Raw genomic sequence first — 12,811 nt, 5'->3', positions numbered from 1 at the left:
GTTACGCTTTGCGCTGCTGAAGGCCGAAAGGTAGAGTGAATTTTATGACAGATGCCAGACCTAGACTCTCCAAGGCTGAACTTGCCCACGCACTTCGCGAAATGAAGGGCTTCAGTGCTGATCTGGATACTCAAAATGGTTACGAAGCGTCAGCGGCGCTGCTCTCCGAGATCATGGCCGACCCGACTCAACGAGATCGGCTCGTTTCACTGCTGGAGCATTTTGAAGATGAGCATCCTCAAAGTTCGCCTACCAGCTGGGTAAATGATGGTAAGCCTTTTGACAGGATTTCAGAGTCATTGGTTTTTGATGATCTTTATTTAGATTTGCCGACAGGAACTGAAGATTCTGGTTTGATGGCCGGATCTACCGGGTCGACTATTAAAAAATTCTTGAACATGTATAAAAAAGAAATGGTCACCTCTGTTTCTTATGGCACTTGCATGTCTCCCAGGTTGCAATATGTACTCAATGAGTCGCCCACTGAGTGCGGCGAATGCCCTCAATACGTTTCGTTTGACGTTGATGCTTGGAGTCAAGTATTGGTCCTGGCCAAGCAGCGACTGCAGAGGGAAGCTACTCGTCGGGCTTCTTTTCTATCAAGGCTTGCTCAGGTTTTTTATGTGGACGAGCCTCCAGAGTGGGAAGTTGAAAAGTGCCCGATTACCAGAAATTCATTTTTAATAATTTTGAATCATGGTGACGATCGCGCATCCATCGGTTTTATAGGCAACGGTCAAAGTGCTTTTGTCATGGTGTCCGTCAACGACACTGCTCTGACAATGAATGAATCCTTCCAAAATACTCAAAAGTTTGCAGCGCGTATCGCGGACTTTTTTACCGATGCTCCAAAGTCCGGCCACAAAGCTATCCAACATATGCTTCGAGCACTGTGATGAAAATGGCATAATCACGCCGTTTTCCCACGGTCGCAACGCCGCTGGATAACGGCAGTCAATGTCGTTTCCCGTCAAGTGCGCGCAAGGCGTCTCTCTACACTGCCAAGCATCCGGTTAAACGAATGGTGGGGGACGCGATGAATCAACCTGTCGAGCAACTGAGAATCCGCCTGGCCTGCGCCTTTCGCTGGGCGGCGCGGCTGAACCTGCATGAGTCCATCGCCAATCACTTCAGCGTGGCGGTATCGGGTGACGGGCGGGAATTTTTGATCAATCCGTACGGCAAGCATTTCTCACGGATCAAGGCCAGCGACCTGCTGCTGGTGAATGCCGATGACCCTGCGAGCCTGGATCGCCCGGACGCGCCGGACATCACCGCATGGGCCTTGCACAGCGCCTTGCATCGCAACCAGCCGCACGCCCGTTGCATCCTCCACACGCATTCCAGATATGCGACGGCGCTGGCCTGCCTGACGGATTCGCGGCTGCCGCCGATCGAGCAGAACGCCATGCGGTTTTTTGAGCGGGTGGCCATCGACGACGGATTCGATGGCATGGGCTTGGGGGACGAAGCCGAGCGCGTCAGCCATGTGCTGGGAGACAAACCGATTCTGCTGATGGGCAACCATGGCCTGCTGGTCGCGGCGCCGACCATCGCCCAGGCGTTCGATGATCTGTACTACTTCGAACGGGCCTGCGAGACCTACATCACCGCGCTTTCAACCGGCCGCGAGTTGCGCATCGCCAGTGATGAAATCGCCCGCAAGACCTGTCGACAATGGCTCGATTACCCAGGCTTCGCCGACAAACATTTCAACGCGCTGATGGGCATTCTGGACGAGGAAGAAGCGGGTTATCGGCTATGAATTCAATCCGCCTCGGCGGGCCGGTGCTCCTTGCGCAGCGGCTGACGCATCACCGGGGCGGTCCAGACCTGGCTGCGGTCCTCACTGGGCGGGCAACCGAAGCGGGCGCGATAGGTGCGGGAAAAGTGCTCCAGCGAACCAAACCCTGAGCAGGCCGCCACTTGCGCGACGCTCAGGCGCGTCTGTTGCAGCAAACTGTGGGCCTTGGCCAGTCGCAAAGTGATGTAGTACTTGAGCGGCGACAGGCCGGTCTGATGCTTGAACTGCCGCTCCAGTTGTCGCCGCGAGAGGCCGACCTGGCTGGCAATCGCCTCGCAATCGAGTGGTTCTTCCAGCGCCTTTTCCATCAACTGTACCGCACGACGAATCTTGCTGCCGTACAGGCCGGTGTTGGTCAGGCCGCCATCGAGTTGATTGTCCGCCGGTGCACGTACATGGCCCATCAGCAGGTGCATGCCGATCTCCCGCGCCAGATCGCTGTCGATGCTTTGGCCGATCCAGCCGAGCAGCATGTCCAGCGTCGTCGTTGCGCCGGCGCAGGTCATGCGCTGGCGCTCAAGCGTATAGAGCTGCGGCTTGGCGTGAACGCGGGGATAGCTCTCCTGAAAGCCCTGAAGATTGTCCCAGTGCACCGCGGCTTCATAGCCATCGAGCACGCCGGCGGCCGCGAGTAATTCAGTGCCGGTTTCCACACCCATCAACACCGCGCCGAACAACGCCTGTTTGCGCAGCCAGCTTTTGAGCGCCAGGTTGCGGCTGTGTTTGTGCACATCGAAACTGGCGATCACCAGGCACACATCGAAACCCTGATCGGCGCACAGACCCTCGTTGGCCACGGTGCTCAGGCCATTGCTGGCCTGCACCGGTTCACCGTCCAGCGATAACAATGTCCACTCAAACAGTTGGCGCTGGGTCAGCCAGTTGGCGATGGCCAGCGGCTCCAGCACCGCGGCTAACCCGAAGTTGGAAAATGACGGCAACAGCAGCACCGCCACCCGCAACGGCGCGACATCGCCGCGCCGCCAGGTGAAACGGGTTTCGGGGGGCGCTGCGCTGTCGGACGGTTGATTGCTCATGAGTCATCTCTGCGTTCAAACATCATCGTTGCCGCGTCTGCCACTGCGGATGTATCCACACCGGCGCATCAGAGGGCGGCAGGGGCATCAATCCGCGAATCATGTCGCTGGCCTTTTCCGCGATCATCACCGTCGGCGCATTGGTGTTGCCGCTGACGATCACCGGCATGATCGAGGCGTCCACCACCCGCAAGCCGTCGAGGCCATGCACTCGCAGCTGCGCATCGACCACCGCTTCCGGATCAACGGCCGGTCCCATCTTGCAGGTGCCGCTGGCATGGTAGCCGGTTGCCGTGACCTGCCTGGCCCAGGCATCCAGCGCTTCATCGCTCTGTGCGCCGGGGCCCGGGACCAACTCTTCACCTTTGAACGCGGCCATGGCCGGTTGCTCGATAATCTCGCGCACCAGCCGCGCACCGGCGCGCATGTCAGCGCGATCCTGCTCGGTTTTCAGGTAATTGAACAGGATGCGCGGCGGCTGTCGAGGGTCGGCGCTGTTCAGCGTGACGCTGCCCAGGCTGGTGGGGCGCATCAGGTCGATATGGATCTGGAAGGCGTGGCCGGGCACCAGATCGACGCTGCCCGGTTGTACGGCCAGCGGCATGAAGGTCAGTTGCAAATCCGGGTGTTCTACGCCCGCGCGGGAGCGGATGAACGCGCCGGCCTCGAAATGATTGCTCGCCGCCAATCCGTCGTGGGTGGCGAACCAGCGTGCGCCGATCCACCACTTGCCCGGCGCGGTGGTCCACGGATACAGCGACACCGGTTTCTTGCACAGGTACTGCACGACGGTGTCCGGATGGTCGTTGAGCCGGCGGCCAACACCGGGCAGGTCATGTTTCACCGTGATCCCCAGATCCCGCAATTCGGCCGCCGGACCCACGCCCGACAGCAACAACAACTGCGGTGAGTTGATCGCTCCGGCAGTCAGTAATACTTCTCGTCGGGCGTGAGCGTTATGAGTCTCACCGTTCTGCTCGTATTCGATTCCGACAGCGCGATTGCCATCGAACAGGATGCGCAACGCCAACGCGTCGGTGGCCACCCGAACATTGCCCCGAGCCAGCGCCTCGCTCAGATAACCCCGCGAAGTGCTCCAGCGCCGCCCGGCGCGAGTGGTGCGATCCACTGGCCCGAAAGCTTCCTGTCGATAACCGTTCAAGTCGCTGCTCAAGCCATACCCGGCCTCGGCGCCAGCAGCTAAAAATGCGGCACACAAGGGGGTCGCCGTATCGCCCGGTGTGACGTGCAAATGCCCTGTCGCCCCTCGGTAATCATCCGCGCCGTCGGCGTGGGTTTGCGCTCGCTTGAAGTACGGCAGCACTTGCTGATAACGCCAGCCCTCGCAGCCTTGCTCAGCCCAACCGTCGTAATCCCGGGCATGGCCACGGATGTAGACCATGCCGTTGATCGACGACGAACCGCCCAGCGTCCGACCTCGTGGTGTGCCGATCCGGCGTCCCTGCAGATACGGTTCCGGCTCGGAGCTGTAGCTCCAGTTGTAGCGCGTACCGCCGACCACGATTCCCACCGCGGAGGGCATGTCGATGGTCCAGCTCTTGTCCGCCGGGCCGGCTTCCAGCACTAAAATCTGCACCGACGGGTCTTCACCCAAACGGTTGGCCAACACGCAGCCCGCAGACCCGGCGCCCACAATCAGGTAATCAAACGCATGATCGGCCATGGTTCGCTGTGCTCCATTAATTAAAAATCACGACACAAAACCTGTGGGAGCGAGCCTGCTCGCGATGAGGGAGTGTCAGTAGACATTTGTGTTGCTGATACACCGCAATCGCGGGCAAGTCGGATCGCCGCACCGCCGCTCCCACAGGTACTGTGATGTCTCAGACTGAAGACGGCCCGTGAATACCGTTGAACACCAGGCGATGGAAGTGATGCACCAGGTGCTCGCTTTCATTGCTGCGCTGGGCGTCGATCATGTAACGACCCTGGTCGTAGCCCAGAGAGTGCAGGCCTTTCTGCACCGAGATGTTCAACGCGATGTCTTCCGGTCCCAAATCCTCATTCATCCACTTCATGCAGGACTCGGTGACCGCAGCGGTCTCGGTGTGGGGGGAGTAGTAACCAAAGCGCAGCAGCGAGCGTTCGGCATCCAGCGGAATCATGATGAACGAGCCGAGAAACTCCGAGAACGGGAAGGTATAGAACGTGTTGTTCGGCCACAGGCCGATGTTGAAAAAGCACTCGTTGGGGTTCACCTGGCTTTTCAGCGGTACGCCATAGGCTTCGGTCACCGAGAGGTTGGCCGGGGCGACGTAGGTCCACCAGTTGTCGCGTTTGGTCAACTGATAGCCCTTGAAGTCGATCAGCTTGGCGAGGTCGATGTGGCACGGCCCGGACAACTTGAAGTGATAGCCCTCGATGGAGTTGTCCATGATCACCTTCCAGTTGGCCGGCACGATCACGTCCTGCTCCTTGATCAGGCGCATGTTCGCAAGGTCCGGAAACACCCGACGCATTTCCTCATCGGCACCGGGGAACAGGTCCCGCAACGACGGCGCCGCCGGGTCGAGGTTGAAGTAAATGAACCCGCCCAGTTCTTCGGTGCGGATCTGCGGAATGTTGAACTGTTGCAGCTCGAAGTTCTTCATCTTCTCGCAACGCGGCGCGCTGCGCAGGCTGCCGTCCATCTCGTAGCACCACGAGTGATAGGCGCAGCGGACCACGCCGCCGGTAGTGCCGCGACGCGCTTCGAGCAAGCGGTTGCCGCGATGCTGGCAAACGTTGTGGAACGCATGGATCTGGCCCTGACGATTCTTCGCCACCACCACGCTCTGGTCGAACAGATCCGTCACCACGTACTGCCCCGGCTCGGCGAATTCGCTGACGTGCCCGGCCACGTGCCAGGCGTGCATGAAAATGTTGTCGCGTTCGGCCTTGAACAGGGTCTCGTCGAAGAAGTAACGCGAGGGCAGGGTGAAGGCCTCTTCCGGGTCCTGATGGTCCCAGCCGTCGACGGGGCTTTGCTGTTTGCGGGTTTGGAAACTTTGCATGGGGCGATCTCCACAGTGACTGGCCGCACGGCACGGCTGCTTGTTCTGGGAGTTAATCTAGGGCGCGGGGAGGCGGCGGGATTGATGGATTGCGACCAGTTGCAGGGAGAAATCATCAAGCGTTTGAAACGGGTCATCAGGGGTGACTGGTTGGAAAATCCCTCGGGAATCCAGCAAAGAACTGACACAAACGGAAATCGGAGACGGTCATTTCGGAAACCTCCCACACCCAGAGTTTGAGCTTCCCGGTAGGGTCAACGGCCCGGCACCCTGCCGAGACACCCCAAGGAAGAACGAACCATGACCAGAAAGGCCGTTATCGTTTTCAGCGGCGGACAAGACTCAACCACCTGCTTGATCCATGCATTGCCGATGTACGATGAAATTCATTGCATTACGTTTGATTATGGCCAGTGCCATCGTGCGGAAATCGAAGTGGCGCAACAACTTTCAAAACAGCTTGGTGTGAAGGTACACAAAGTATTGGACGCTTCATTGCTAAACGAACTGGCCATTAGCAGTTTGACGCGTGACAACATTCCAATTGCAAGGAGTACGGGGGACGGCGTGCCTGATACGTTCGTACCTGGCAGGAATATTCTTTTTTTAACGTTGGCTTCTATTTATGCCTATCAAGTGGGTGCTGAAGCTGTCATCACAGGTGTTTGTGAAACAGAGAGTTCTGGCTACCCGGATTGTGGCGATGAGTTTGTTAAGGTGTTGAACAGCGCCATCCACTTGGGCATGGACTATAAGATACGAATCGAGACGCCGCTTATGCGGCTGAATAAGGCAGAGACTTGGGCCTTGGCTGATTACCATAAGCAGCTGGATTTGATTCGGTGCCACACGTTGACTTGCTACAACGGGATAATGGGGAGTGGGTGCGGCGACTGTGATGCATGTGCTCTTCGTGCAAAAGGATTGAGTAAGTTTCTGGAAAATAGAGTGGAAGTTTTGGATAGTCTAAAAATAAAAATGGAATTATAGATAGACATTGTGTTGCTGGGAGGGTGCGCAATTGTAATAAGCTCACTCTCCCCGAGTTTTAGGTGGTTTTGGCTCCTGCTATATATCTTTTAAATAATGACCTTGCTCCGTAAGCTGGAAAAATGTTCAATACAGCGAAGCACATTTTTATCGCTATCTGCGCGTAAACCATATTAAGTATATCGCTATTTTGCATTGCGCCATAAAACGCAATGTAGCAAAAAAGAATGCTATCTATTATCACTGCGAAGAAAGTGCTAAAAAATACGCGCAAAAATAGAAGTCTGGAGTTGGTAAGCTCTTTTATTTTACAAAGCAAGTAAGAGTTTACGTATTCCGAAAAAAGAAACGAAACGGATGATGCTACTAGAACTGACGACACGTGAGTGACGACTTCTTCATACGGTACATCAAGTTTCCATCCAGGTAATCCAGGGAGATAAATGACTGCGTTCATTAGTAAAACAACTAGAGCGTTACTTGAAAAAGCAAATAGCAGGGCTCTCCTTGCCAGTCTAAGCCCGTAGGTCTCGTTCAACAAATCAACGACTAAAAATGTTAGAGGGTAAAGGAAAACAGCAGGAGGTACGACAAGATCAAACCATTGCAAATAAACAAGTTTAGTCGCGGCAATGTTTGTGAAGATGTAAAGTGAAAGCAGAAGTACATTTAGAACAACATAGATCATCCAGGATCGTTCATGGCGATCATTCATTTCGTAGGTGGTTGGCGCGGTCCCGCCAGAGTAATATTTCCGGTATATGTCCTTGATTTCCAGCTTGCTTAGGTTGTCTATTATTTCGCTTCTTAATACCTCACCTATCTTTATTTTTATAATTTTTCCTGTGGAGATCACCATAATAATGACAAGGTTTTTATTTTTCTCAAAACCCAACAATTTGTATTTGCTGTTTTCGGCTTCGTTGTTAATTACCATTAAATCTTTCCTCGATCACTGCTCCAATAATGTAGCTAGTGTCAGTGTCAAAGCCGTCACTGGTAATACGCAGTTTTTTTGTTGTTTTGTCGTACGCCAATTTGTCTCCGTCACCACTCGATAACCCCTTCTTCACTATCAAAATATCACCTGGTTCGTTCATTCCACAAATTTCATTCTCCAGAAGCACACCTATTAAGTTGCAGGCCGTGCCGAAGTAATATGTCAGCGGATGCGTGATGGCCAACTCACCAATTCTTTTGTCCAGACTTTCAATTAGCAAGCTCTCTCTAATGACCGGGACTGCTGCCGGATTCATATTTCCATGTAGTGAGACGCTACTCTCTATTATTTCTTTCTCTTCAAAATCTACCGTCTCTATTTCCTTATAAGACACGCCAAAAAAATCCGATATTTTTCGAATGGTAGATTGTTGTACATGGACAACCCTTCCTTCCAAAATGTTATAGATTGTCGTTCTGGTCAATCCGCTAGCATTGCACAAGGAAAGCCTAGTCTCCCCACGGCTCTTTATCAGGTACTTGATGTTATTTTTTAATTTTTCCGTTCTGTCTTTCTTGTGCATTAAATATTTACCATTTGCTTGCCGTTGCAATAGATCGCACGTATGGAGGTGATTCGCTTTGAATGCAACATCCTACACGCCTAGCCCCTGGACAAAAAAGATAATTTTTTACGCAGCTTAAACAGCTGTGGATTATTTCCTATTGCCGCGATTGGGTTCTGATAGTGTATGTAAGACGCTGCCTACTCGATTAATAGAAGTTTCTTACAGTAACTAGGAAGAGCCGAAAAACATTAATCAGGCGAGAATCATTTAATTACACAGATGTTCATTTATTTGATTAATTAAATAGAATTTTCTGGTAATAAATATACCGGTCCGCCCTGCATAGCCGTCACCCAATCCTGGTTGAAGGCAAGAGACGGGCGCTTTCTACCCTTGCAAGGAGCTCTGTTATGAAAAAATCCGCCACCCAATCCGCGGAATCACCAAACCATTCCCCCAACGACACCGTCAATTCATCCAGTCCCGCCAAAGTCACCGAACAACTCGTCAGCGTGCCCCTGCGCAATCACCCACGTCCCAAATCTGCCAACCATTTCTTCGCCGTCGTTCCGGATGTCGACATGGAATCCCTGCTCTGTCACGCCTCTGAAACCCTCGCCTCCCTCAGTGTCATGGCCACCGATCTCGCCCGTGAACTGGAAGGCCCTCGTCGCCATGTCATTGTGGGTATTCAGCAACTGTCCGCGCTGGGCGAATTGCTGGTCAATCGAGCGCTGGACAACCTGGAACCACCTCGGGGATCGTCTGCAGTTCGTCCAACGGCCAATGCTGAATAATCGTGTGCCTTTACCCAATGGAGGTTTTTCGTCATGGATCGATACACGCCTGTTACCGGCGTCGACTGCAACGTCCCATCATTGTTGATTGACACTGAAGCACCACTGGACGTGTTGCATGAAACCGCGGCCTACCGCATTCGTACCGCAACGCAACTGCTGGAAAGTTTTGCGTTTGGCGAGGGTGCCTATAGTGAGCTGGCGCGGGTATTGGTGACTTCACTGCGCGATGGCTGTGATTTGATGGATGTCGTCGGACGACGATTGCAGGCGCAGGTTTCAGCGTAGAAAAAAAGGGCGCCATTCGGCGCCCCTTTACAAACAGGTTGGTTTTTTATCGTCCTGTACGTGTCAGGTCTGTTTTCAAACCCGCTCAAAAATCGCCGCAATCCCCTGCCCACCACCAATGCACATGGTCACCAGCGCATAACGACCGTTGGTGCGATGCAGTTCATGGATGGCTTTGGTGGCGATGATCGCCCCTGTCGCACCCACCGGGTGGCCCAGGGAAATGCCCGAACCGTTCGGGTTGACCTTGGCCGGGTCGAGGTCCAGTTCCTGGCTGACCGCACAGGCCTGGGCGGCGAAGGCGATGTTGGCTTCGATCACGTCCAGATCAGCCACGGTCAAACCTGCGCGCTTGAGTGCGAGGCGCGTGGCGGGAATCGGTCCGAGGCCCATCAGTTCCGGTTCGACGCCAGCGTGGGCATAGCTGACCAAGCGGGCGAGCGGGCGCAGGTTGTTGACCTGAACCGCGCTGCCGGTGGCCATGACCAGCGCCGCAGCACCGTCGTTCAGGCCCGAAGCATTGCCGGCCGTGACCGAACCGTCCTTCTTGAACGCCGGTTTCATCTGCGCCAGTAGTTCCAGCGAGGTGGCACGAGGGTGTTCGTCGATGCTGAACAGCTTGGTTTCCTTGCGATCACGGATTTCGACGGCGGCGATTTGCTCGCTGAAGTAGCCATTGGCAATTGCGAACGCCGCGCGTTTTTGATCTTCGAGGGCTAGCGCATCCTGCATTTCGCGCGTGATGCCGTTGCGCTCGGCGACGTTCTCGGCGGTGATGCCCATGTGGATGCCCTGGAACGGGTCATGCAGGATGCCCAACATGTAGTCGATGGCCTGAACGTTGCCCATGCGCGAACCCCAACGCGCGGAAGGCATCAGGTACGGTCCGCGGCTCATGGACTCGGCACCGGCACCGATCGCAATCTCGGCATCGCCCAGCAACAAGGTCTGGGCCGCGCTGATAATGGCTTGCAGGCCGGAACCGCAGAGGCGGTTGACGTTGTACGCCGGCGTCTCTTTCGGGATGCCGGCGTTTATCGCGGCAATCCGGGAAATATAGGCATCCCGGGTTTCGGTCGGGATCACGTTGCCCATCACCAGATGGCCGATCTGCGCCGGGTCGACGCCGGAACGTTGCAAGGCTGCCTTGACGGCCGTGGTCGCCAGATCGGCCAGGGGAACGTCCTTGAGCGAGCCACCGAAGGTGCCGATGGCGGTGCGCGCGGCGCTGACTACAAAAACTTCTGGGGTGTTCATGACGGCGTTCCTATGGATGAGTTTTTTTCTGTACTGCGATTAAGTATGGCGTTCAACGCCGTCTGCGCTTCAGGGCTTTTCAGGCGCTTGATGAACAGCAGGTTCTCTTGACGAATGGTGGCCTGAAGTTCCGGCATCGACGTCTGTTTGAGTAATTGCCGGGTCTGGCGCAGGGCCTCCTGGGGTAAGGCCAGCAGTCGCCGGGCCAGTTGCTGCGCGGCCGCCAGGCATTGCTGCCCGTCATCGAACAGTTCGTTGGCCAGTCCACACGCAACGGCGTCGGCACCGTCCAGGCTGTCGCCCCATAGCAGCAGACGTGCCGCCCGGGCATGGCCGAGCAGGCGAGGCAGCAACAGGCTTGCGCCAAACTCCGGGCACAGGCCCAGGTTCACGAACGGCATGCGCAGCTTGGCGTTTCGCGTGACCAGTACCTGATCGCAATGCAGCAGCAGGGTGGTGCCAATCCCGATGGCCGCTCCGCAAACGGCTGCGATCAACGGCTTCTGCAGATGGATGACCACGCGCATCAGGCGAAACGCCGGGCTGTCCAGATCGGTCGGGGGATGCTGAAGAAAATCCGCCAGATCGTTGCCACTGGTAAAACACGAGGCTCCACCCGTGAGAATGATCACCCGGGTTTCGTCGTCTTCATCTGCGGCCAACAACAGGTCGGCCAGCTGCGTATACATGCTGTTGTTCAGTGCGTTGAGTTTGTCGGGGCGGTCAAAAGTGAGCGTCAGTACGCCTTCGTTTCGTTGTTGTTTGATCAGGTCGTTCATTGAGTGCCCTGGCTGTTCTGTGCGTGGGGCACTCTAAGCGCCCGACCCGCGCCGGATCTATGACAAAACGAGTCAACGAAACTGCTGCTTTTTGCCATGTCGCGCCACACCGAGCGCCGTAAACCGGTGCACACACCCATTCGGGGTATGGTGCCGTTTGCCGAATCGCTGAATAGTGGATTCATCCGGTCATCCAGAACGGAACTCGCTTGATAAGGTGAATTTGCTATGCGCAAGGCCTTCATGGTGATTCTTGGTGCGTTACTTGTGCCGCTGTCGGCGGGCGTCCACGGCGCCGAAGTGGACGATAGCAATACGCTGCGGCTTTATAACTGGGCGGATTACATCGGCGAAAAAACCATTGCCAACTTTCAGAAAGCCACAGGCATCAAGGTTATTTACGACACCTTCGATGCCTACGAAACGGTTCAGGCAAAGTTGCTCACCGGCCACTCCGGATATGACTTGGTGGTGTTGAATGCTTCCCTTGCGCCGCCACTGATCAAAGCCAAGGTGTTTCAACCGCTGGATAAAAAGTTACTGCCTGGCTGGACGAACCTTGACCCGAAAGTCTTGCAGGACTTGCAGGGATTTGATGCCGGCACGCTGTATTCCGCGCCTTATACCTGGGGCAGTAACGGCATTACCTACAACGTAGACAAGATCAAGGAACGCATGCCGGATGCGCCGATTGGTTCGCTGGCGATGATCTTCGATCCGAAAATCGTCTCGCGCTTTGCCGATTGCGGCGTCACCCTGGTCGACGCGCCCACCGAAGTCATTCCGCTGGCCCTCAAGTATCTGGGGCGAGACCCGAGAAGCGCCGCGGCTGAAGATCTTGAAGCTGCACAGGAATTGCTGCTGTCGATCAGGCCGTACATCCGCAAGTTCGATTCGGTCAACTACCTGACCAGTCTGCCCAACGGCGATGTGTGCATGGCCATGACCTGGTCTGGCGATTACGCAACGGCCATGGCCCGCGCCGAAGAAGCCAAGCTGAAGATCAAACTGGCTTACTTCATTCCCAAGGAAGGTTCGCTGATCTGGTTTGACAACATGTACATCCCGGCCGATGCGCCGCATGTCGCCAATGCGCACAAGTTCCTTGAGTACTTGATGCAGCCACAGGTGATGGCGGACGTGACTGACTACATTCATTACGCCAACAGCAACGCGGCGGCCACCCCGTTAGTGCAGGCGGATGTGCGAACCAATCCGGCAATTTATCCCGATGAGGCAACCCGCCTACGCCTGTTTCCGCAAAAAACCCAGGATGCGAAAGACATGCGCGCCATGACCCGCGTCTGGAGCACGGTGAAGAGCGGGATTTGATCGTT

13 protein-coding genes are annotated in these 12,811 nt (G+C 55.5%); 6 read left to right on the top strand and 7 right to left on the bottom strand.

Annotation, left to right across the window (positions count from 1 at the left end):
* Window positions 1-44 precede the first annotated feature (44 nt).
* Both ACYZT5_RS15070 and ACYZT5_RS15065 read left to right on the top strand, forming a co-directional pair.
* Complete coding sequence (locus ACYZT5_RS15070) at window positions 45-896, top strand: hypothetical protein (protein WP_462051791.1); 852 nt, start codon at window positions 45-47, stop codon at window positions 894-896.
* Window positions 897-1,036: 140 nt separating this feature from the next.
* Window positions 1,037-1,765, top strand: coding sequence for a class II aldolase and adducin N-terminal domain-containing protein (locus ACYZT5_RS15065; RefSeq protein ID WP_462051790.1), 729 nt, complete (start codon window positions 1,037-1,039; stop codon window positions 1,763-1,765).
* A gap of 2 nt (window positions 1,766-1,767) precedes the next feature.
* Here ACYZT5_RS15065 and ACYZT5_RS15060 read toward each other — a convergent pair whose 3' ends face one another.
* From ACYZT5_RS15060 to ACYZT5_RS15050, 3 genes are all read right to left on the bottom strand, one after another.
* Window positions 1,768-2,841 (bottom strand): GlxA family transcriptional regulator, encoded by a 1,074-nt coding sequence (locus tag ACYZT5_RS15060; RefSeq protein WP_462051789.1) that lies wholly within the window; start codon window positions 2,839-2,841, stop codon window positions 1,768-1,770.
* A 22-nt stretch (window positions 2,842-2,863) separates the two neighbouring features.
* Complete coding sequence (locus ACYZT5_RS15055) at window positions 2,864-4,525, bottom strand: choline dehydrogenase (RefSeq protein WP_462051788.1); 1,662 nt, start codon at window positions 4,523-4,525, stop codon at window positions 2,864-2,866.
* A gap of 160 nt (window positions 4,526-4,685) precedes the next feature.
* Window positions 4,686-5,855 (bottom strand): aromatic ring-hydroxylating oxygenase subunit alpha, encoded by a 1,170-nt coding sequence (locus ACYZT5_RS15050; protein ID WP_462051787.1) that lies wholly within the window; start codon window positions 5,853-5,855, stop codon window positions 4,686-4,688.
* A 300-nt stretch (window positions 5,856-6,155) separates the two neighbouring features.
* On the opposite strand from ACYZT5_RS15050, the gene queC reads away from it, so the two are divergent.
* Window positions 6,156-6,845, top strand: a complete 690-nt coding sequence (gene queC, locus ACYZT5_RS15045) for a 7-cyano-7-deazaguanine synthase QueC (protein ID WP_462051786.1) — start codon at window positions 6,156-6,158, stop codon at window positions 6,843-6,845.
* Between the two features lie 58 nt (window positions 6,846-6,903).
* Here the strand turns inward: queC and ACYZT5_RS15040 are convergent, their stop codons facing one another.
* Entirely contained in the window at window positions 6,904-7,782 is an 879-nt protein-coding gene (locus ACYZT5_RS15040; RefSeq protein ID WP_462051785.1) for a queuosine precursor transporter, read from the bottom strand.
* Complete coding sequence (locus tag ACYZT5_RS15035) at window positions 7,772-8,368, bottom strand: helix-turn-helix transcriptional regulator (protein ID WP_462051784.1); 597 nt, start codon at window positions 8,366-8,368, stop codon at window positions 7,772-7,774. The genes ACYZT5_RS15040 and ACYZT5_RS15035 overlap by 11 nt, the downstream gene beginning before the upstream one ends.
* 395 nt (window positions 8,369-8,763) lie before the next feature.
* On the opposite strand from ACYZT5_RS15035, the gene ACYZT5_RS15030 reads away from it, so the two are divergent.
* Both ACYZT5_RS15030 and ACYZT5_RS15025 read left to right on the top strand, forming a co-directional pair.
* Window positions 8,764-9,150, top strand: a complete 387-nt coding sequence (locus tag ACYZT5_RS15030) for a DUF6124 family protein (RefSeq protein ID WP_462051783.1) — start codon at window positions 8,764-8,766, stop codon at window positions 9,148-9,150.
* Window positions 9,151-9,183: 33 nt separating this feature from the next.
* Window positions 9,184-9,438 carry a hypothetical protein gene (locus ACYZT5_RS15025; protein WP_462051782.1) on the top strand — a complete coding sequence of 85 codons (255 nt, stop codon included), beginning with the start codon at window positions 9,184-9,186 and terminating at the stop codon, window positions 9,436-9,438.
* A 75-nt stretch (window positions 9,439-9,513) separates the two neighbouring features.
* Here the strand turns inward: ACYZT5_RS15025 and ACYZT5_RS15020 are convergent, their stop codons facing one another.
* Window positions 9,514-10,695 carry an acetyl-CoA C-acyltransferase family protein gene (locus ACYZT5_RS15020; RefSeq protein WP_462051781.1) on the bottom strand — a complete coding sequence of 394 codons (1,182 nt, stop codon included), beginning with the start codon at window positions 10,693-10,695 and terminating at the stop codon, window positions 9,514-9,516.
* On the bottom strand, window positions 10,692-11,474 hold the full coding sequence (locus tag ACYZT5_RS15015) for an enoyl-CoA hydratase (RefSeq protein ID WP_462051780.1): 783 nt from the start codon (window positions 11,472-11,474) through the stop codon (window positions 10,692-10,694). The genes ACYZT5_RS15020 and ACYZT5_RS15015 overlap by 4 nt, the downstream gene beginning before the upstream one ends.
* Window positions 11,475-11,702: 228 nt before the next feature.
* Between ACYZT5_RS15015 and ACYZT5_RS15010 the strand changes: the two genes are divergently transcribed.
* Window positions 11,703-12,806, top strand: a complete 1,104-nt coding sequence (locus ACYZT5_RS15010; protein WP_462051779.1) for a polyamine ABC transporter substrate-binding protein — start codon at window positions 11,703-11,705, stop codon at window positions 12,804-12,806.
* Window positions 12,807-12,811 lie beyond the last annotated feature (5 nt).

It is taken from the genome of Pseudomonas sp. LB3P14 (assembly GCF_054898045.1).
This window is presented reverse-complemented; position numbering and strand designations above follow the sequence as displayed.

Bases quoted from the DNA above. Each gene is read 5' to 3' on its own strand.
- ACYZT5_RS15025 (WP_462051782.1), top strand. From the start codon at position 9,184: ATGGATCGATACACGCCTGTTACCGGCGTCGACTGCAACGTCCCATCA.
- ACYZT5_RS15015 (WP_462051780.1), bottom strand. From the start codon at position 11,474: ATGAACGACCTGATCAAACAACAACGAAACGAAGGCGTACTGACGCTC.
- ACYZT5_RS15050 (WP_462051787.1), bottom strand. From the start codon at position 5,855: ATGCAAAGTTTCCAAACCCGCAAACAGCAAAGCCCCGTCGACGGCTGG.
- queC (WP_462051786.1), top strand. From the start codon at position 6,156: ATGACCAGAAAGGCCGTTATCGTTTTCAGCGGCGGACAAGACTCAACC.
- ACYZT5_RS15020 (WP_462051781.1), bottom strand. From the start codon at position 10,695: ATGAACACCCCAGAAGTTTTTGTAGTCAGCGCCGCGCGCACCGCCATC.
- ACYZT5_RS15030 (WP_462051783.1), top strand. From the start codon at position 8,764: ATGAAAAAATCCGCCACCCAATCCGCGGAATCACCAAACCATTCCCCC.
- ACYZT5_RS15010 (WP_462051779.1), top strand. From the start codon at position 11,703: ATGCGCAAGGCCTTCATGGTGATTCTTGGTGCGTTACTTGTGCCGCTG.
- ACYZT5_RS15070 (WP_462051791.1), top strand. From the start codon at position 45: ATGACAGATGCCAGACCTAGACTCTCCAAGGCTGAACTTGCCCACGCA.
- ACYZT5_RS15035 (WP_462051784.1), bottom strand. From the start codon at position 8,368: ATGCACAAGAAAGACAGAACGGAAAAATTAAAAAATAACATCAAGTAC.
- ACYZT5_RS15065 (WP_462051790.1), top strand. From the start codon at position 1,037: ATGAATCAACCTGTCGAGCAACTGAGAATCCGCCTGGCCTGCGCCTTT.
- ACYZT5_RS15060 (WP_462051789.1), bottom strand. From the start codon at position 2,841: ATGAGCAATCAACCGTCCGACAGCGCAGCGCCCCCCGAAACCCGTTTC.
- ACYZT5_RS15055 (WP_462051788.1), bottom strand. From the start codon at position 4,525: ATGGCCGATCATGCGTTTGATTACCTGATTGTGGGCGCCGGGTCTGCG.
- ACYZT5_RS15040 (WP_462051785.1), bottom strand. From the start codon at position 7,782: ATGGTAATTAACAACGAAGCCGAAAACAGCAAATACAAATTGTTGGGT.